This is a genomic window from Coriobacteriia bacterium (assembly GCA_003149935.1).
Lineage (GTDB): Bacteria > Actinomycetota > Coriobacteriia > Coriobacteriales > QAMH01 > QAMH01.
This window is the reverse complement of the sequence record QAMH01000002.1, coordinates 1-18,911: the sequence shown is the minus strand read 5'-3', so window position 1 is coordinate 18,911 and position 18,911 is coordinate 1. Positions and strand designations below refer to the sequence as shown.

The window sequence follows — 18,911 nt, the reverse complement described above, 5'->3', positions numbered from 1 at the left end:
GGGAGCCGATACCATGAAGATACGCGCCCAAATAACGATGGTCCTGAACCTCGACAAGTGCATCGGGTGCCACACCTGTTCGGTCACCTGCAAGAACGTGTGGACGAACAAGCCCGGCACGGAGTACATCTGGTTCAACAACGTTGAGACGAAGCCGGGTACGGGTTACCCGAAGCAATGGGAAGACCAGGACAAGTGGAAGGGCGGTTGGCAGATAGACGGCGGCAAGCTGCGGCTGAAGCGCGGCAATCGCCCCTGGCTGCTGGCCGGCATCTTCAGCAACGGGTTGCTGCCCACCATCGACGAGTACTACGAGCCCTACACCTTCGACTACCAGAAGCTGCAGAAGGCACCCCTCATGAAGACATCGCCGACGGCACGCCCCATCAGCTCCATAACCGGCGAGGTCATGGACAAGGTCGAGGGAAGCGCCGCATGGGAAGACGACCTCGGCGGCGTCGACATCGAGACGGTGAAGGACACCAACCTCGATGGCGTCCAGCGCGAGATCTACTCCCAATACGAGCAGACCTTCATGTTCTACCTGCCGCGCCTGTGCAACCACTGCCTCAATCCCGGCTGCGTGGCAAGCTGCCCGTCGGGCTCCATATACAAGCGCGAGGAAGACGGCATCGTCTTGGTCGACCAGAACAAGTGCCGCGGCTGGCGCATGTGCATGACCGGTTGCCCGTACAAGAAGGTCTACTACAACTGGTCGAGCGGCAAGGCCGAGAAGTGCATCTTCTGCTATCCCCGCATCGAGAGCGGCTGTCCGACCGTATGCTCCGAGGCGTGCACGGGTCGCATCCGCTATATCGGAGTCGTCCTCTACGATGCCGATAAGATCAAGGCCCTTGCGAGCATCGAAAACGACGAGGACCTCTACGAGGCGCAGCGAAGCGTCTTCCTCGACCCGTTCAACCTCGACGTCATCGAGGGAGCCCGAGCGGCCGGCATATCGGACGAGTGGATAGAGGCCGCCCAGAAGTCTCCCGTGCGCAAGCTCATCGAATGGGGGCTCGCATTCCCGATGCACCCCGAATACCGCACGCTTCCGATGGTCTGGTACGTCCCGCCGCTCTCTCCCGTTGTCGACGCCGTCGATGCGGGCAAGGTGTCGATGGACGGCGTGCTGCCGAAGGCAAACGAGCTCAGGATTCCGATTCAGTACCTCGCCAACCTGCTTGCCGGCGGCAATACGAAGGTCGTCCAAGACGCGCTGTCCAGGATGCTGCTCATGCGCACCATCGTGAGAAGCTACAGTGATTCCGCGGGGCTCGCGCAGTACCTGAGAAGCGAGCTGCCGCTCGATGCGGTCAAGCAGGCTCCGGGGGCCGAGCGGCTCCATGAGCTCGGGCTCCTTCCCGAGGACATCTGCGAAATGCACTCGCTGCTCGCCATCGCGAACTACGAGGATCGCTTCGTGGTACCCACGGCCAATCGCAATCATGAGGCAAGCGTCCTTGCCCAAGGCGAGCAGGGCATGAACATGGGCGGCGGTCGCGACCAGCGCTATCGCGCATCGCGCATCTTCGGCGGTCCGATGGATCGGAAGGTCGCTCCCGTGTTCGAGGACTACGAGGTAGTCGACAAGCCCAGGAAGCAAAGGTGATGATCATGGATCCCAATCTCACGCATCTCCTCTATTTCATCGTCTACCAGGTGTTTCCCTACGTGGTCATTACCGTTTGGCTCGTGGGAAGCTTCATCCGCTTCCTCACGCATCCCTATACGGTCAAGAGCCAGAGCTCGGAGCTCCTCGGAGGCAAGAAGGAGATCAACTGGGGCGCCCGCCTCTTCCACGTGGGCGTCATATTCCTGCTCTTCGGTCACCTGTTCGGGCTGTTCGTTCCCAAGCAATTCCTCGCGGATGTCGGGATCACGCCGCACATGAACCAGATGATCGAGATCGTCGCAGGCGGCGCCTGCGCAGTGCTCTGCCTGGTCGGCATCGCGCTAATGATCCATCGTCGCATCACCAACCCCCGCATCCGCAAGACCTCGCGTCCGAGCGATTGGCTCGTGTTGGTCCTGATCGCCGGCGTGCTGATCATGGGCGCGACGTGCGTGATCAACGCGATGCTCTTCGACCAGTCGGGTGAGGGGCTCTTCGATTTCGTGAACTGGGCCATCGCCCTGGTCACGCTCCAGCCCGACGCGTACACCTACCTGATCGATGCGGCGACGCCCCAGAAGATTCACATCTTCATCGGGCTTTGCATCTTCCTCGTGGTTCCCTTCACGAGGCTCATACACATCTGGAGTGGCTACGCATCGCCGATCTACCTGCTGCGAAACATGCAGAAGATGCGCATGAACGGTGCGCCGATGGGGGATGACCTCCCGGCACGCACGATGGAGAGGAGCGCGGACTGAGCTCGCGATAGCCGCGCCTGCGGCTTTCGGGAGCAACGGCTCGCGCTTGCGAGCCGGACAGCTCGCCTCGGTTGATAGAGCAAAGGGGTACGACCATGGCTCACGTGAATGACGTTCTAAGTGACCGCACGGTCCACAAGTGCACCAGGCTGCGCGAAGCGAAGCGGGGCACGACGGTATGCCAGTTCTGCGCGGTGGGATGCTCCCAATTGGCCTTCTACAAGGACAAGGAGCTCATCGAGGTCGAAGGCGACCCCCGTTCTCCCATCAACGCCGGGCGCCAGTGCCCGAAGGGCATGTCGACGTTCATGCTGAACCGCAATCCCTACAGGGAGACGCGCGCGCTCTATCGCGCGCCGGGCTCTGCTGCGTGGGAGGAGAAGAGCCTCGACTGGATGCTCGACACCATCGCCGAGCGCATCTGGGAGACCCGCAACAACGGGTTCGTCGAGAAGGACGAAAACGGCATGACGGTCAACTGCGCCACGAACGTCGGCTTCATCGGCGGCTCCGCCAACGACAACGAGGAGTGTTACCTCATCAGAAAGCTCTTCACGGGAGGTCTGGGCATACTGCCCACGGAGAACTCCGCTCGCTATTGTCATTCGACGACCGTTACGGCGCTCTCGCCGACGTTCGGGTTCGGCGCCTGCACCAATCCGCCGCGCGACCTCATCCACAGCGATTGCATCCTGATCATGGGCTCCAACATGGGCGAGGCACATCCGGTGGCGTTTCACTGGCCGATGGAGGCAAAGCGCCGCGGCGCCGTCACCATCCACGTGGACCCGCGTTTCACGCGCACGTCTGCCGTATGCGACCACTACGTCCACACCCGTCCCGGTGCCGACATCGCGTTCATCGGCGGTCTCATCAACTACATCCTCGAGCATGACTACTGGTTCAAGGAGTACGTGATCCACTACACCAACGCGGCCACCCTCATCGACCCGGGCTTCAACTTCGATGACGTGACCGGCTTCTTCAACGGCTGGGACCCGGAGACCGAATCGTATGCCAAGGCGGGGACGACCTGGGACTACCAGTACGAGATGAACCCCGACGGCAGCTACGGGCAACCCAAGCAAGACCCGACGCTGCAAGACCCCCACTGCGTGTTCCAGCTCATCAAGAAGCAGTTCAGCTACTACACGCCAGAGGTCGTGGCCGAGATTTGCGGATGCCGCCCCGAAGACATCGTGAAGGTCGGCGAGCTCATCGGCCGCAACTCGGGCCGCGATCGCACGACGGCGTTCTGCTACGCGACCGGCTTCACGCAGCATTCCAGCGGCACCCAGATCATCCGCACCGCGGCGATCCTGCAGCTGCTCCTCGGCAACATCGGGCGTCCGGGCGGCGGCATCCTGGCGCTGCGCGGGCACTCCAACGTACAGGGCGCCACTGACGTCCCGACGCTGTTCAACGTCCTGCCCAACTACATCCCCCAGCCGGAAGCCCATCCCGGAAACGCCACCTTGGCCGATTATCTCGCCAACGGGCATGGCTTCAGCGGGGCGCTCGACAAGACGAGCGATGGCATGTGGAAGCTGGAAACGGAGCGCGGATCGTGGGCGGCTCTGCCAAACTACATGATCAGCCTGCTCAAGGCATACTACGGCGAGAACGCCACGAAGGATAACGAATACGGCTACCAGTGGCTTCCGAAGCTCAGCGACAACGAGTCGCTGACCGTCTCGATGGAAAAGGCGCTGCGCGGCGGCATGGACGGCATGGTGGTGTTCGGCCAGAACATCGCGGTGACGAACCCCAACACCGGCTGGAGTCGCGATGCCATGCGCAACCTCAAGTGGCTCGTGGTGTGCGACCTCTTCGAGAACGAGAGCGCTTCGGTCTGGTACGCCGACCCAGACGGTCCCGCACCCGAGGATTGCCTCACGGAGGTGTTCTACCTGCCCGTATGCACCTGCCTCGAGAAGACCGGCTCGGTCACGAACACCGAGCGCCTGCTGCAATGGCACGAGCGCCTCCAGGAGGCGCCCGGCGATGCCCACTCGGATGCCTGGTACATCTACCAGCTGGGCAAGAGGCTGCAGGCCAAGGCAAACGCGTCCGATAAGGAGCGCGATGCGGGCATGCGTGCGCTGTACTGGGATTACGATCCGGTCTACGCCGCCACGAAGACCGATCAGGAGTTCGAGCTGACCAGCGTCGAGGGCGATCCGGACATGATGAAGATCGTCAAGGAGATGAACGGGTTCAACGTCGAGGATGGCTCCGTCTGCCAAGGCGCGGGAACCCTCAAGGACGACGGTTCCACCGTGTGCGGGTGCCGCCTGCTATCGGGAATACTCGGCCCCGATGGCGAGAACCTGATGAACCGCGTCGAGACGGGCGAGATATACAACGGCTCGATCTTCTCGGATTATCGCGTGACCTGGCCGGAGAACTCCCGCATCCTATACAACCGTTGCTCGGCAGACCCTGAGGGCAAGCCCTGGTCCGAGCGCAAGAAGCTCGTCTGGTGGGACGAGGAACTCGAGCAGTGGGTGGGCTACGACAAGCCGCAGTTCAACGCGAAGAAGCCGCCGAGTTACAAGCCAGAGCCCGGTGCCACCGGCGACATGGCGCTTGCCGGCGACTGTCCCTTCGGTGCCCATTCGGATGGCAAGGCGTGGCTCTTCGTGCCCTACAGCATCAAGGAAGGGCCCATGCCCATCTACTACGAGACCACCGAGTCTCCTTACGATAACAAGCTCTGGGAGCAGACGCGCGACCCCGGCTTGCACATCGTCGACGACGTCGAGAATCCCATCGCTCCTTCGGGGGATTTGGATTACCCGACGATCATGACCACCTATCACGTGACCGAGCACTGGCTGTCGGGTGCGCAGACGCGCAACATCCCCTGGCTCGTCGGGTTGCAACCGGTGCGCTTCGTGGAGCTGTCACCCGAGCAAGCCGAGAGCATCGGCGTGGAAACGGGCGATTACGTCACGGTCGAGAGCGCGCGAGCCAAGCTGCAGATTCCCGTCCTGGTGACGCCGCGCCTGCGCATCGGCGATGTCTACGGGAAGAAGGCGACCATCGCGGGCACCTTCGTCGCATCGGGATACAAGGGCCTCATGGTCAGCGACATCACCAACGACCTGAGCCCCGCCATCATGGCACCTGACGGATTGATTCCGGCATCGAAGGGCTTCACGGTCCGCATCACCAAGGGCGACCCCTCAGACATCAAGAGGCTGGATCCCCGTCCGCTCAAGTACGACCCCATATTCGACAAGCCGATACCCGAGACACCGTGGCCGGCTCAACCGGAAGCGAGGAATTAGCCATGAATCTGAATCCGCTGAACATCCTCAAGCTTTCCGACAGGAAGTACGATGCGAAGGAACCGCACAAGAACCATCGCATCGACGTTATCTACGCCCTGTTCAAGCGCCACGAGCCGCGTGCGGCGCAAACCGAGATGGCCTTCTTCACCGACACCTCCGTCTGCTCGGGATGCAAGGCCTGCGAGGTCGCATGCAAGCAATGGAACATGCTGAAGACCACGGATATCCAGTGGTCGAAGAACAGCTACGACAACACGCGCGTGCTCTCGTCGGAGAGCTGGCGTCACGTCAAGTTCATCGAGCGCTTCTCGGAGGTCAACGAGACGGACAAGCCGGCCCCCAAGGCGATGGACGACCTGCTCAACGAGCCGAAGCAAGGCGAGTGGCTCTTCATGTCCGACCATTGCAAGCATTGCCAGGAATCGCCCTGCCAGGAAGCATGCCCCACCGGTGCGATCATCCGCAACGAGTTTGGCGGCATCTACTACCAGACCGACATCTGCATGGGTTGTCGCATGTGCGTGGCCGCGTGCCCGTTTGGCGTTCCCGAGGTGAGCGAGGAGACCGGGCATTCCATGAAATGCGCGGGATGCTACGACCGCCTGCGTGACGGGTTGAAGCCCGCCTGCGCCACGGCATGCACCACGACCGCGATCCAGTTCGGGCCGCGCGAGGAGATGGTCGAGAAGGCGCGTGCGCGACTCGCCACCCTCCACGAGCAGGGCTTCGAGAAGGCCAATCTCTACGGTGTTGACCCGTTCCAGGATTACAAGCCGCTCAATTCGTTCTACCTGCTGATGGACGAGCCCGCGGTCTACGGCTTGCCCAATCAGCCGAAATTGCCCGTGCGGTTCATGGTGGGGGATTACGCCAACGCCATCGGAACGCTCTTGATCGCGACGATCGCGATTATCGTTTGCTTGCTGTAGGAGGGGAGACAGACATGGATAGAACATGGGTCAAAGGCCAGCCATCTGCCTATCAACAGCACGATATAGTTCATTTTCCCGACTGGAAGAACATCATCGTATGGGACCTCTTCTTCAACAACCTCACCTCGGGGTTCATGTTCGTGACGATGATCACCTGGCTCATCGCCCCGGATATCTTCGGTCCCGTGTTGCCCATTGCGCTGACGCTCGCGTTTCTCATCGTCATCTTCGATTTGATGCTGCTCGTCGCCGACCTCGGTGATCACTTCCGGTTCCTGCACGCCATGCGCGTCATGCACCCGACGGCCCCCCTGTCGGTCGGCGTGGTGGGCCTGATCTTCTACTCGATCATGCTGTTCATCGCGCTCGTCATCTACTGGGTGACGTTCGCGCTGCTGGCAACCATAGGATTGCCGCTCGAGGTCGCCGCCGTCCTCGGCGTGCTCTTCCGCCTCTTCGCCGTCCTGGCGCTCATCGCCTCGTGTGCCGTGATCTGCTACAAGGGCGTCGCCTTCAGCTGCACGTCGCAGCCGGGCGTGAAGCGAGCCCGCTGGCTCACCTGCTGGGTGGTATGCGATGCCCTCACGATCGGAATGGGCCTCCTTATCGTGCTCTCGTTCGTTCTCGGGCAGCTCGCTCCCGTCGAGGCGCTCGTCATCCCGTTCGTCGTGCTCATCGTGTTCCGTTGCTTCACCTATGCGCTGGTGTGGATGAACATCCACGAGCGTGCCTCGCTGATGTATTCCAAGGCCCGCCTCGCGCTCAATGCGGTGATCGTCTACGGCATCGCGGGCATTTGCGCCATCGCGGCCTGCTTCTTCGGGCCCATCGGAGTCGCCGTTGCCGGGGCGATTTGCCTGCTTGCGGGAATCTGGGAGCGTTACTGGATCATCTTCGTGGCGCACCCGCACTAGGAGCCGGCGAAATACGCAAGGTATTGACGTGCCAGGGGTCTGGCCCCTGGCACGTTCTATCTGCTCACCAGGTAGATCTTCTCCTGCGGAAGGTGCACCCAGAGCTCCTCGCCCATTTCGGGCCACACCTCCGGGCCGTCCTTGAGCTTGTCGATGCGCCAGAACAGGTGCTGGTGCAAGAACCTCATCTCGTCATCGCTGCGCTCGACAGCCGGCGCAAACGAGCTGTCGCGGTCGAGGAAGCCGAGTAGCGCGCTTCGCTCGAAGCGCGAGTCGCTGATGCGGTCGACGCGCACGCGGTAGTTGTTGGTGCCCGGCCCGCTCGCGCGCTCGAGGTAGAATGCGCGCACGCCCAGGAATCGCACGTCATCGGGCACTTCCCGCTCGCACTCGATGCGCACGCCCCATTTGGGCGCCCACACGGCGTGCTCGTCGGCCTTGATGACGGGCGTGGTGTTCTTGCAGCCCGAGAGCTTGAGGGCCGCCTCGGATTGCGGGTTGTTCACGAGCTCGTCGTTCGAATCGATCTCGAGTATGTGACCGTCATCGACTACGGCGATGCGGTCGCAGAAGCGCAGCGCTTCGTCTATGTCGTGGCTCACGTAGAGGATGGTCCCCTCAAAGGCCTCGAAGAGGTCAACGAGGTTTTGCTCGAGCACACTCTTGAGATGCGAGTCAAGCGCGGAGAACGGCTCGTCGAGCATGAGAATGCCGGGCCGTGCCGCGAGCATGCGTGCAAGAGCCACGCGCTGCTGCTGGCCACCGGAGAGCTGGGCGGGGTAGCGCTTGCTAAAGCCCTCGAGGCTGAAGCGCCTGAGTTCGGTCGTGACGATGGCGTCACGATCACCCTTGCTCACCGTCTTGGGTATGCCTGCTGCTACGTTCTGCTCGATGGTCATGTTGGGAAAGAGCATGTAGTTCTGGAAGAGCAAAGCCGTTTTGCGCTGCTGGGGACTCAGGTTGACCTTTGCGGCGGAGTCGAAGTAGACGGTGTCGTTCACGACGATACGTCCCTCGTCAGGCGTTTCGATACCCGCGATACAGCGCATCGTGAGGCTCTTGCCGCAACCCGAGGCACCGAGGAAGCCGAGCGTCTCCATACCGGCTTCGACGCTCACGTCGAGGGAGAAATCGCCAAGGGATTTTCTGAAGTCCATCTGCAGGCTCATGAGCGCGCCCCCTCGGGCAGTCCGGCGTCTTCGGTCGCGATGGCGGACTCCAGGCCGCCTTCCAGGTGTGGCGTGTGCGTGCCGTGGTCTGCACCGTGCTTCTTCTTGCTTGTCTGCCTGCGACGGTACTTTGTCGTCCTGCTCGACCACAGGTTGATGAACATGATGACGATGAAGCTGAAGATGATGATGACGATGGTCCAGAAGATGGCGATGTCCGTGTTACCGTTCATCCACTCGAAGTAGATGGCGATGGGGATGGTGCGTGTGACGCCTGCGTAATTGCCCGCGAGGAACAGCGTCGCGCCAAACTCGCCCAATGCACGCGCATAGGCGAGCACCGTAGCCGCGGCGATGGAGGACCAGGCAAGCGGCAGCATGAGCTTGAAGAAGATGCGCAGGTTCGACCAGCCGAGCGTACGCGCCGCATCGAGCATGTTGGGATCGAGGTTCTCGAAGGCGCCGCGCGAGCTGCGGTACATGAGCGGAAAGGCTACGACGACTGCTGCAATGACCGTTGCCTGCCAGCTGAAGACGAGGGGGAATCCCACGTCGATGAACCACTGGCCTACGGGCGTGGAACGACCGAAGGCAAGGAGCAGCAAGAAGCCGCAGACCGTGGGTGGCAACACCATGGGGATGGTGAAGATCGCGTCGAAGATGGACTGAGCGCGCGGCGAGATGCGCATCGTGAAGTAGGCGGCTGCGAGACCCAGGATGAAGATGAACACAATGGCGATGAGCGTCGTGCGCAAGGTAACCCATAGCGGACTGTAGTCCATGGTCGCGAGGAAGTTTGCAAGCCATGCAAGGCCCGTGCTCGCCTGGACGATTTGCACGTCCGAGGGCGGCACGGCTCGAGCGAAGTCGGCAAAGTCGAGTCTGACCTGGTTGCTGCTTGCCTTGCTGGTCACGTCGCTGCCATCAGAGCCAATGATGTAGGCGTAGTAGCGCCCTTCGTCGAGTTCCTGATCGAAGTTGAAGACGACGCCATTCACCTCGAAGGACTGCTGTTCGGTGAAATACCATTTGGAGACGTTGGAGAGTCGCGAGGAACCCTTCGCGTTCGCGTCGTCCAAGGCGGTGAAGTAACGCTTGATGTAATCCTGGTCGTTGTGGTTATCGTAGAGGAAGCCGAAGGCCTCCTGGGTTGCCTTGGGAATGTAGACCACGGCGTAATCGCCGGTTGATATGACCGAGAGATTGTCAGGCTCAGTGCCGATGTAGTAGTTATAGCCCCAGTACCTGTCGCCGACCGCCTTGTTGGAGCCGGCCTGGGCACGGTAGAAATCGTTGATGCCGAAGCTGCATCCTTCGATGAGAGCGCTGTCCCCCTCGGCGGAGACGGTGACCCCGTTGACGGTCTGCTGTTCGCCTGCGTTGTCGACGGCAGGGCTGTCCACGCTGCCGAGCTCGTCATCGGTGGCGGCTGCCGGGCACGGCATGACGCACGAGAGCGCGGTGATCGCAAGCACAAGGGCAAGCATGAAACCAAGCCCACGTTGTATGAAGCTCCCCAGAACCATGGGTGCCAGTCCTTGTCGTCTCGAAGGGATTGACAGGGCGTCTCCGTGCGACTGCCAATCTTTTTCCTGATGGGATAACAGGATTATATGCCTTTGCAAATAATCTGAAACGAGGTTATACGCAAGCGGCGCGGATAACCGATGGGTCATCCGCGCCGCAGCAATGATTCCTATGGATTAGGAGAGGTCAAAGCCCCACTTCTGGAAGATCTTCTGGGCATCGGGGTCGGTGATGCACCACTGCATGAAGTCGTTGGCAGCCTGCGCGTTCTTGGAGTCCTTGCACACGGCACCGGGATAGACGATGGCCTTGTGGGTGTCATCGGGGATGATGCCGACAACCTTCACGCCGCCAAAGCGGTATACGTCGGAGCTGTAGACGATGGCGACGTCAACATCGCCGTTTTCCGCCTGCTTGCACACGTTGCCGACCGACGTCTGCAGGATGGGGGTGATGCCCACGTACCGACCGCCCTTGCCAGAGATGTCCTTGCCACTTTTGCTGGCGTCAGCTGCGGGCGGCTGGTAGGCGCCAACGGTGGAAAGTGCCTGGGCGGCATAGTTGCCGGCCGGAACGGAGTCATCGCCTACGCAGACGGTGAGGTCGCCGCTGGCGATTTGCTGAAGGGTGACATCTTGAAGGGCGGAGTCCTCCTTGGCGACGATGACGAGTTCGTTGGTGAACATGTCGGTACGCGTGGACTCATCCACGTAGCCTTCCTGCACCGCCGTATCCATGGTGCCCTTGGAAGCGGTAATCTCGAGGTCGGCATAGGAGCCAGCTTTGAGCATCTCGTTGAGCTCGCCGGATGCCTTGTACTGCGTGTCGGCGAAGGTCACGCCCGTCTGCTGCGTGTAGAGCTCCTGGGCTTCGTCCATGGCCTTGGAAAGCGAGTTAGCTGCAAAGACCTGCAACTCCACATTCGAGCTCGCCGACGAGCTCGCGTTCGAACCGCCGCAAGCCGTGAGGCCCAGGGTGGCGATAAGGCCCGCGGCCACCACGCCGCATGTCAGCACCTTGGCGAGTTTGCTTTTTCTCATGAAATCCTCCTTGCTGTGCTTCACGAACAGATAACTGTTCTGTAATGAGATTATATTTACAGCAGGATATAAATTTGGCAATTATTATTTTTTCTGATGAATAAACTTTTCGGTGACGGGTCGATGGCGAATGAGACACATTGGACAGGTACATCTGTCTCATTGCATGCAATGAGACAGATGTACCTGTCCAATGTGTCTCATCGGGTGCGAAAGCAAGCCCGCGTTGTGCTTAGCCGAACATCCCGCCGCCTTTGAAGTTCAGGTCGCCGTTAAGGCCTGACTCGTCGGGAAGATCGGCCTCTTCATCGAGGAAGCCGACGATCTTGCGTACGGCGTACTTGAAGGCACCGCCCGTAAAGCCGTGACCGACCTCTCCGATGAGCTCGAGATCTGCGCGTGGGTAGATGTTGACGGCGCGTACGGAATAGCCCGATGCGACGATGTCGTCGCTCATGCCGTGCAAGATAAGTACGGGACCGGCGTATTTGGTGATGTGCTCGTAAAAGTCGAAGTCATAGATTGCCTCGATGAAGGCACGACCGACCTCGGCGTTGAAGATGCCAAAGCTCTCGGGAAACTCATCGCGATTGGGCCACGCGCGTCGTACGTCGCCGGGGATGCTGAAGGCGGGATAAAGCAGAATGAGACCCTTGATGAGGTTGCTCTTGTTTGCGGCAGCAAGTGCGGCAACGGCGCCACCCATGCTCATGCCAAAGAGGAAGACGTTATTGAGATCGACGTAGCCGAGCTCTGCAAGCTCCGTGTAGGAATCCTCCATATCAGCCTGCTCGGTGAAGATGGTCATCTCGCTCGTATCGCCGCTCGATTTGGAGTTAGCCGCACCGCAGAAATCGAGGCAGTAGGCCGCATAGCCGCGTTTTGCGAACTCGCGTGCGTAGGCTTCGCAGGACTCGTTGTTGCCGCCGAAGCCATGGGCGCAGATCACGAGCGGCACGCGCTTGCCATTCGCGGCTTCGTCGGGAAGATAGATGCGACCGAAAATGCGTTTCTCGTCATGCTCGAGGATCAGGTCCTCAACTTGGTAGTTACTCATCATCTGCTCCCTTGCCGACACGTGGGTAGTCCATGTCCTTGAATCGATCAGGCTCTCCCTGCTCGCCGACCTCGGTGGGATCGCCATGTTCGGTAAACTCATCATAATCGACGGGATCGGTCGGCGCATCGAGCTCCGACTCGCTGATCGCACCGTAGTCTTTGTTGCGGTACACGTCCTTGTCGAGCAATCTGACAAAGTTCGCCATGACGGTTGTGACGACGGCATCGCCCGTGATGTTGATGGCAGTACGACCCATGTCGAGGAGGCGGTCGATGCCCATGATCATTGCGACGCCCTCGGCGGGAAGCCCGATGGAGTCGAAGACCATGGCGAGCATGATAGTGCCCACGCCGGGTACGCCGGCCGTGCCGATGGAGGCGGTCACGGCCGTGAGCACGACGGTGACGAGTGCGGCGAACGTGAGGTCAATGCCAAATGCCTGGGCAATGAAGACGACGGCGGCACCCTGCATGATGGCGGTACCGTCCATGTTGATGGTGGCGCCCAGCGGGATGGTGAAGGAGGCGACGCGGTTATCGACACCCATCTTCTTCTCGAGCGTCTCCATGTTGAGCGGGATGGTGGCGTTGCTCGAGCTCGTGGAGAACGCGAATGCCATGACCGGCCAGAACTTGTGCAGGAAGTGGAAGGGGTTGAGGCGCGTGCCGATGAAGAGGATGAGCATATAGACGACGAGCAGCTGCACGGCAAGTCCGAGGTACACGGTGCCGATGAACTTGACCATGGGCAGTACGCCCGAGATGCCCAGATTGCAGAAGGTGCGCGTGATGAGGCAGAAGATGCCGATGGGGGCGACGCGCAAGATGACGCCGATCATCTTCATCATGATGGCGTTGAACTGCGTGAAGAAGCGATTGACCGTGGCGACCTTCTTGCCAAGACGTCCCAAGATGAAGCCGAGCATGAGGGCGAAAAAGATGATGGGAAGCATGTCGCCGTTGTTCATCGCCGTCACGACGTTCTTGGGAATGATGTTGATGAGCATGTCGGCGAAGGTTTGCTCGGTCGTCGTCACGGTTGGCTCGACGGTGACGACGGCTGCCATGTCAAGCCCCATGCCCGGTTTGCAGACTTCGGCGAGCATGATGGCGATGACGACGGCAAGCGCCGTGGTGAGCAGGTAGATTGCGATGGTGCCGATGCCGACCTTTCCGAGCATCTTGGGGTCGCTCATGGACGCCGCGCCGCAGACGATCGAGCAGAAGACAAGTGGCACGACGAGCATCTGCATGAGGCGCACGAACCATTGGCCGCAGACATAGCAGATGCCCTCGATGAAGATGTCATCGGCGGGTGAGCCAGCCGGAATGAGATAGCTGCACGCGAGGCCCACGATGATGCCCGCGACAAGCGATATGAGTATCCACGTGGTCAGGTTGAAGCGACGGGCTTTCTTATCGGTCATCTCTCATCCTTCTCTGCAAAACGAGACTTTGCTCTGAGCAAGTGTCTCATTTCCCCGCTCGGGAGCAGTCCTCGCGTATGCGCATGGTGAGCATGGCGCCCAGGTCGTAGGCATCCCCGCCTGGCTCGTCTACATCGCATGCGATGTTGAAGCCTATGAGGCGCCGCGTGTCGCCGTCGCCCTCGAAGATGCGCACGACGGTCATGGTGTCGTCGACTTCCGTCTCCACGCGACTATTGTCATCGAGCATGATGGTGCCGGCTGAGATGAAAAGCGTCTCGCGTACGCAGATGGTGTTCATCGCGAGCGATTCGAGACAGGGCCGTGAAGGCTCGTTGCCGGCAAGCTCGGCGGCAATTGCCCGGCCTGCGCATGCGCCTTGGAGCGCAGCGTTCTTCCAGATGCCGACGATGCGCTTCTCGCCGCTGATGAGCTCGGTCGCCTGCACGACGTCACCGGCGGCATAGACGTCCGGGTCGCTTGAGCGCATGAACTCGTCGACTATGATGCCACGATCCATCGCGAGGGACCCTTCCTCGACGAAGCCGAGGTTGTTGCGCATGCCGTGGGCGACGAAGATTTCGTCAAAGCTCTCGACATCGCCATCGGCAAACGTGACCTCGAGGCGACGGCCGAGGGGGTGGGTGGCATCATCGATGACCTCGACCGCCTTGATGGGGTTGGCGAGCTTGAGGGTGACGCCCTGCGCGACGAGGCCCCGCTCGAAACGCTCGGCTGCCTGGGGCAGTGCGTTCATGTCGAGCACGTGGTCCATGATGCCGACAAGCGTGACCTCCACGCCGCGGTTGAGGCACGCCTCGACCGTCTTGAGAGAGACCATGGAAGTACCGCTCACGAGCATGCGCTTGCAGCCGGAGTTAGTGATGGCGGCCTTGAGGCGTTCGGCGTCGTCCATGGTCCTGAGCATGAGGGGAGCATAGCCGCAATCGCGTGGGAAGCCGACGGGCGTGGGGACGGAGCCCGACGCGATGACGCACTTGGAGTACGGATAGGAGTTTTGGCTCGTATATACGAGATGGTCCTTGGTATCGAGTTTGATGACGGGACCTTCCTGCACGATGTCGAGGCCGAGTTCGTCGATCTCGGCCTGGCTCCACGGGAAGCATTCCTCGTAATCGAGCTCTCCGCCCGCGTAGTAGGAAGTGAGTATGGGGCTGTAGGGAAGCGTTTCGATGTCTGAAAACACGCGTATGGGGCCCGTGTACCCGTTCGTTCGCAAGCCGACGGCGGTGTTGAAGCCAGCAGCGCCAAAGCCGATGATGGCAACGGGAGCCGCGTCTGTCATCTCATGTGCGTTCATGCTCATCATCCCCTTCTATGCGAAGACTTGCGAAAGCCACGGACCGTACTCGCCCGTCCACATGCCCGAGAGTTGCGCGTAGACGAGGTCCCAATCTATTTGGGTGTCGAAGAGCAGCTCGGCATAGTGCTTGTTGCCGAGCCCGCGCGGGTGGTTCATCAGGTAGAAGGCATAGGTATAGGTGCAAGTGGGGCACATGGTCACGACGGTCGAACCCTCGGGCGCGAAGGAGAGCTTCAGCTCGGTCTGGCCGTCCACGCGGTCGGGCTCAAACGAGTTGACCGCACCGCCGGCGCCGCAGCAGCCGTGGAAGATTTCGACGGTGTCTCCGTCGAGGCCGAGCACCTCCAGGGTGGCATCCAAGCAGCTGCCATCACGGTCTTGGCATGCCTTGGACATGCAGTAATTCCCCTCGGGAAGCGGATGCTTGGGCGTGAAGCCGTGCTCGAGGAGGAACGCCGAGAGGCTCACGGCACGCACGTCCATGCCATTGCGGTCGAGGGCGGCCTGCATGGCGTTTTTGCAGCCAGGGCATACGCAGACGAGCGTGTGGGCTCCCGAAGAGGCGATTTCGGCGCAGTTGCGGTCGCAGAGCGCCTCGGCGCGGTCAAAGAAGCCGGCGCTCTTGAGGGGCGATCCGCAGCAATGGTCGATCATCGTCGCCTTGCCGCCCAACTCGTCGAGCGTCTCGAAGATCTCGCGCGTGAGTTCGGGCGCGTAGGCTGCAAGCGAGCAGCCGGGGAAGAACGCGATTTCGCAGTCCGTCGCGGCGTCATGGTTCGCGGTCTCGATATGGCGCGTGAGGTCGGTAAGGTCGATACCGTAGATGGCGCGATAGGCGGTGAAGATATCCCATTCACGATCGACCTCGACGCTCGAGTAGGTGTCACGGGGAATGAGACCGAGCTTTTGGTAGTCGTCACGCGCGTGGTATATGAGGGCGGAGACGTTGTTGTGCGCGAAGCAGGTGTTTTTGCAGGTGGTGCAGAAGAAGCAGCTGCGCACCGCCTGGGTAAGCTGTGGATTGCTGGCGAGCTCGATGGCAAGCTCCTCGGCTGAGCTGGCATTGCGCTGGGCATCCAGCAGACCCTTGGCGATGTCACCGAGCGTCATGTCGGCCATGGTGAGCGACTCGCAGGCCTGCGTGCAATGTCCGCACCGCGTGCACTGTCCCAGGAACTCCCAGTATTCGTCGCTAGATTGAAGCAGGCTCATGGTTCCTCCCCAAAACGTATGTTCTGCTACTTTACCACGGTGGATGATGCTCGAGGGACGGCGAGACCAGACAGATGCGAGACCAGACAATTGTCGCCGGAGCACTTTTGTCTGGTCTCGGGTGACAGATGACATTATCCCCGTCCTCTGTCACTTCACGTGTCTGAGCATGCGTGTCAAGTTTTGCATGATATGGCACATGCGGGGTGCCATAACGCGTCCAGTTTGCCATCCGATGGTAGTGTCGCGAATGTTTCGATTTCATTAATTCGGCAACGTTATGGGAACTTCAAAACCTATAATGCACGCGTCCCGTCATAGACAAGGAGAAAACCGTGAGTTACGTACAGCGCATTATCGAACAGGTCAAGGCAAAGGACGCCGACCAGCCTGAGTTCATCCAGGCCGTGACCGAGGTTCTCGAATCTCTCGAGCCCGTCATCGAAGCCCATCCCGAGTACGAGGAGGCCGGTCTGCTCGAGCGCATCGTCGAGCCCGAGCGCATCATCACCTTCCGCGTGCCGTGGGTGGATGACGACGGCAAGGTTCAGGTCAATCGTGCGTTCCGCGTGCAGTTCAACAGCGCCATCGGCCCCTACAAGGGTGGCCTGCGCCTGCATCCGAGCGTGAACCTCTCCATCCTCAAGTTCCTCGGCTTCGAGCAGGTCTTCAAGAACAGCCTCACCACGCTGCCGATGGGCGGCGGCAAGGGTGGCTGCGATTTCGATCCCAAGGGTCGCAGCGATGGTGAGGTCATGCGCTTCTGCCAGTCCTTCATGACCGAGCTGCAGCGTCACATCGGTGCCGATACCGATGTCCCGGCTGGTGACATTGGCACGGGCGCGCGCGAGATTGGCTTCATGTTCGGCCAGTACAAGCGCATCCGCAACGAGTGGACTGGCGTGCTCACGGGCAAGGGCCTCTCCTACGGTGGTTCGCTGGCTCGCACCGAGGCAACCGGCTACGGTGCCGTGTACTTCACCGAGGAGTACCTCAACTGCAACAACGATTCCTACAAGGGCAAGACGGTGTGCCTGTCCGGTTCGGGCAACGTCGCCATCTATGCCTGCGAGAAGGCCACGCAGCTCGGCGCGACCGTCGTCACCATGTCCGATTCCACGGGCTGGGTCTACGACCCGTCCGGCATCGACCTTGAACTTGTCAAGCAGATCAAGGAAGTCGAGCGCGGTCGCCTGAGCGAGTACGCGAAGCGCTGCGACCATGCGACCGTCGAATACCACGAGGGCGCCGGCGTGTGGGTCACCCCCTGCGACATCGCCATGCCGTGTGCGACGCAGAACGAGGTGCATATCGAGGATGCCAAGAACCTTGTCGCCAACGGTTGCAAGATTCTCACCGAGGGCGCGAACATGCCGACTACGCTCGAGGCGACTCAGTACCTGCAGCAAAACGGCGTCGCGTTCTTCCCGGGCAAGGCCGCCAATGCCGGTGGCGTTGCCACGAGCGGCCTGGAAATGAGCCAGAACTCCGAGCGTCTCTCCTGGACCTTCGAAGAGGTCGATGCGAAGCTCAAGGGCATCATGCAGGGCATCTTCCATGCCGCTGACGATGCCGCACGCGAGTACGGCCACGAGGGCAACTACGTCATGGGTGCGAACATTGCGGGCTTCCTCAAGGTTGCCGACGCGATGATGGCCCAGGGTATCGTCTAGTCACGACACCATAGAGATTTGCGGGAAGGGGAGATGCGTGCGTCATCCCCCCCTTCTTTTTGAAACGGGAAATGTTCCGGGGCGAGAATGAGGCAGTTGCTCAGAGCAACTGCCTCATTCTCAAGACAAAACTGCTCCGGCGACAATTGTCTTCCCTCCTTTTTAGGGCCCTATAAGTTGGTCACACGGGTAGGATGTGTTCTGACCGCGAACTTGCGGATTTTCTACGTGATTCGCCTCGTGCAAAATATGAGCTATCCACGACAGCGAACAAGATTCTTCAAACGCCCAAATATCTTAGTCAGTTGTGGAACTTATTATTTCGCCGTAAATGACCAAGATACTCGAGCTTCCGTTGGTGGATTTCGTCGAAATTTTTTTCAAGCTGTTACAGGTTGCTTATCTACTTCCCTGATACGTTTTACCTGTGAAAATACCAAATCTTGTGATGTCAAGCTAATTTATCCACAAGATATTGTGGATTTTCAGGCGTCCCAAACACAAGATATGGTCTATTCTGAATCGAGCAATCACACTTGCACACGCAAAAACGTTGCATACAAAAACTCGAACACGAGGGACATGAGGGAAACATGAAAATCATCAAACGAAACGGCTCGGAGGCAGTCTTCGATCTTTCGAAGATCGCCAACGCAATCGAAGCAGCAAACGGGGAAGTTCCCGAAGACGAGCGTCTGACGGCGCGCCAAATCGAGTATGCGGCCCTCAACGTCGAGGATGCCTGCAAGGCCGCAGGCCACACGGTCTCGGTCGAGGAAATCCAGGATATGGTCGAGGATGAGATCATGGCGCTCGACAAGTTCGAGGTCGCGCGCAAGTACATCATCTACCGCTATCTCCAGAACCTCAAGCGTCAGAGCAACACCACCGATGACAAGATCCTCACGCTTATCGAGTGCAACAACGAGGAAGTCAAGCAGGAGAACTCCAACAAGAACCCT

Annotated in this window: 14 protein-coding genes; 7 read left to right on the top strand and 7 right to left on the bottom strand. The window is 60.2% G+C overall.

Translation table 11 applies throughout. From position 1 onward, the window contains the following. Positions 1-13 precede the first annotated feature (13 nt). The 5 genes from narH (at position 14) to DBY20_00360 (ending at position 7,518) form a co-directional block, all read left to right on the top strand. The gene (narH, locus tag DBY20_00380; protein ID PWL80195.1) at positions 14-1,612 is read left to right on the top strand and encodes a nitrate reductase subunit beta; all 1,599 of its coding nucleotides are present in this window, start codon (positions 14-16) and stop codon (positions 1,610-1,612) included. A gap of 5 nt (positions 1,613-1,617) precedes the next feature. Beyond that, positions 1,618-2,376, top strand: a complete 759-nt coding sequence (gene narI / locus DBY20_00375) for a respiratory nitrate reductase subunit gamma (GenBank protein ID PWL80239.1) — start codon at positions 1,618-1,620, stop codon at positions 2,374-2,376. A 95-nt stretch (positions 2,377-2,471) separates the two neighbouring features. Continuing rightward, positions 2,472-5,669 carry a formate dehydrogenase-N subunit alpha gene (gene fdnG / locus DBY20_00370; GenBank protein ID PWL80194.1) on the top strand — a complete coding sequence of 1,066 codons (3,198 nt, stop codon included), beginning with the start codon at positions 2,472-2,474 and terminating at the stop codon, positions 5,667-5,669. Next, entirely contained in the window at positions 5,639-6,601 is a 963-nt protein-coding gene (locus tag DBY20_00365) for a 4Fe-4S ferredoxin (GenBank protein ID PWL80193.1), read from the top strand. The genes fdnG and DBY20_00365 overlap by 31 nt, the downstream gene beginning before the upstream one ends. Before the next feature lie 14 nt (positions 6,602-6,615). After that, positions 6,616-7,518: a polysulfide reductase gene (locus tag DBY20_00360; protein PWL80192.1), complete on the top strand. Its 903-nt coding sequence runs from the start codon at positions 6,616-6,618 to the stop codon at positions 7,516-7,518. Positions 7,519-7,574: 56 nt separating this feature from the next. Here DBY20_00360 and DBY20_00355 read toward each other — a convergent pair whose 3' ends face one another. The 7 genes from DBY20_00355 to DBY20_00325 form a co-directional block, all read right to left on the bottom strand. Next, a complete protein-coding gene (locus DBY20_00355; GenBank protein ID PWL80191.1) occupies positions 7,575-8,687 on the bottom strand; it encodes an ABC transporter in 1,113 nt (370 codons plus the stop codon). After that, entirely contained in the window at positions 8,684-10,213 is a 1,530-nt protein-coding gene (gene modB / locus DBY20_00350; GenBank protein PWL80190.1) for a molybdate ABC transporter permease subunit, read from the bottom strand. The genes DBY20_00355 and modB overlap by 4 nt, the downstream gene beginning before the upstream one ends. A gap of 177 nt (positions 10,214-10,390) precedes the next feature. Beyond that, positions 10,391-11,254 carry a molybdenum ABC transporter substrate-binding protein gene (locus tag DBY20_00345; protein PWL80189.1) on the bottom strand — a complete coding sequence of 288 codons (864 nt, stop codon included), beginning with the start codon at positions 11,252-11,254 and terminating at the stop codon, positions 10,391-10,393. A 232-nt stretch (positions 11,255-11,486) separates the two neighbouring features. Next, positions 11,487-12,539, bottom strand: a complete 1,053-nt coding sequence (locus DBY20_00340) for a hypothetical protein (GenBank protein ID PWL80188.1) — start codon at positions 12,537-12,539, stop codon at positions 11,487-11,489. Beyond that, positions 12,304-13,740, bottom strand: coding sequence for a dicarboxylate/amino acid:cation symporter (locus DBY20_00335; GenBank protein ID PWL80187.1), 1,437 nt, complete (start codon positions 13,738-13,740; stop codon positions 12,304-12,306). The genes DBY20_00340 and DBY20_00335 overlap by 236 nt, the downstream gene beginning before the upstream one ends. A gap of 46 nt (positions 13,741-13,786) precedes the next feature. Continuing rightward, positions 13,787-15,070, bottom strand: a complete 1,284-nt coding sequence (locus DBY20_00330; GenBank protein PWL80186.1) for a hypothetical protein — start codon at positions 15,068-15,070, stop codon at positions 13,787-13,789. Positions 15,071-15,076: 6 nt separating this feature from the next. Continuing rightward, a complete protein-coding gene (locus DBY20_00325; GenBank protein PWL80185.1) occupies positions 15,077-16,411 on the bottom strand; it encodes a hypothetical protein in 1,335 nt (444 codons plus the stop codon). Positions 16,412-16,611: 200 nt separating this feature from the next. Between DBY20_00325 and DBY20_00320 the strand changes: the two genes are divergently transcribed. Continuing rightward, positions 16,612-17,949, top strand: coding sequence for an NADP-specific glutamate dehydrogenase (locus tag DBY20_00320; protein PWL80184.1), 1,338 nt, complete (start codon positions 16,612-16,614; stop codon positions 17,947-17,949). A 593-nt stretch (positions 17,950-18,542) separates the two neighbouring features. Continuing rightward, positions 18,543-18,911: anaerobic ribonucleoside-triphosphate reductase (locus DBY20_00315; protein ID PWL80183.1), on the top strand; the 369-nt coding region annotated here is incomplete at its 3' end.

Excerpts from the sequence above, each read along its gene's own strand:
- DBY20_00325 (PWL80185.1), bottom strand. The coding sequence starts at position 16,411 with ATGTCATCTGTCACCCGAGACCAGACAAAAGTGCTCCGGCGACAATTG.
- DBY20_00345 (PWL80189.1), bottom strand. The coding sequence starts at position 11,254 with ATGAGAAAAAGCAAACTCGCCAAGGTGCTGACATGCGGCGTGGTGGCC.
- DBY20_00355 (PWL80191.1), bottom strand. The coding sequence starts at position 8,687 with ATGAGCCTGCAGATGGACTTCAGAAAATCCCTTGGCGATTTCTCCCTC.
- fdnG (PWL80194.1), top strand. The coding sequence starts at position 2,472 with ATGGCTCACGTGAATGACGTTCTAAGTGACCGCACGGTCCACAAGTGC.
- DBY20_00340 (PWL80188.1), bottom strand. The coding sequence starts at position 12,539 with ATGCCGTCGTCACAACCGTCATGGCGAACTTTGTCAGATTGCTCGACA.
- narI (PWL80239.1), top strand. The coding sequence starts at position 1,618 with ATGGATCCCAATCTCACGCATCTCCTCTATTTCATCGTCTACCAGGTG.
- modB (PWL80190.1), bottom strand. The coding sequence starts at position 10,213 with ATGGTTCTGGGGAGCTTCATACAACGTGGGCTTGGTTTCATGCTTGCC.
- DBY20_00360 (PWL80192.1), top strand. The coding sequence starts at position 6,616 with ATGGATAGAACATGGGTCAAAGGCCAGCCATCTGCCTATCAACAGCAC.
- narH (PWL80195.1), top strand. The coding sequence starts at position 14 with ATGAAGATACGCGCCCAAATAACGATGGTCCTGAACCTCGACAAGTGC.
- DBY20_00330 (PWL80186.1), bottom strand. The coding sequence starts at position 15,070 with ATGATGAGCATGAACGCACATGAGATGACAGACGCGGCTCCCGTTGCC.
- DBY20_00335 (PWL80187.1), bottom strand. The coding sequence starts at position 13,740 with ATGACCGATAAGAAAGCCCGTCGCTTCAACCTGACCACGTGGATACTC.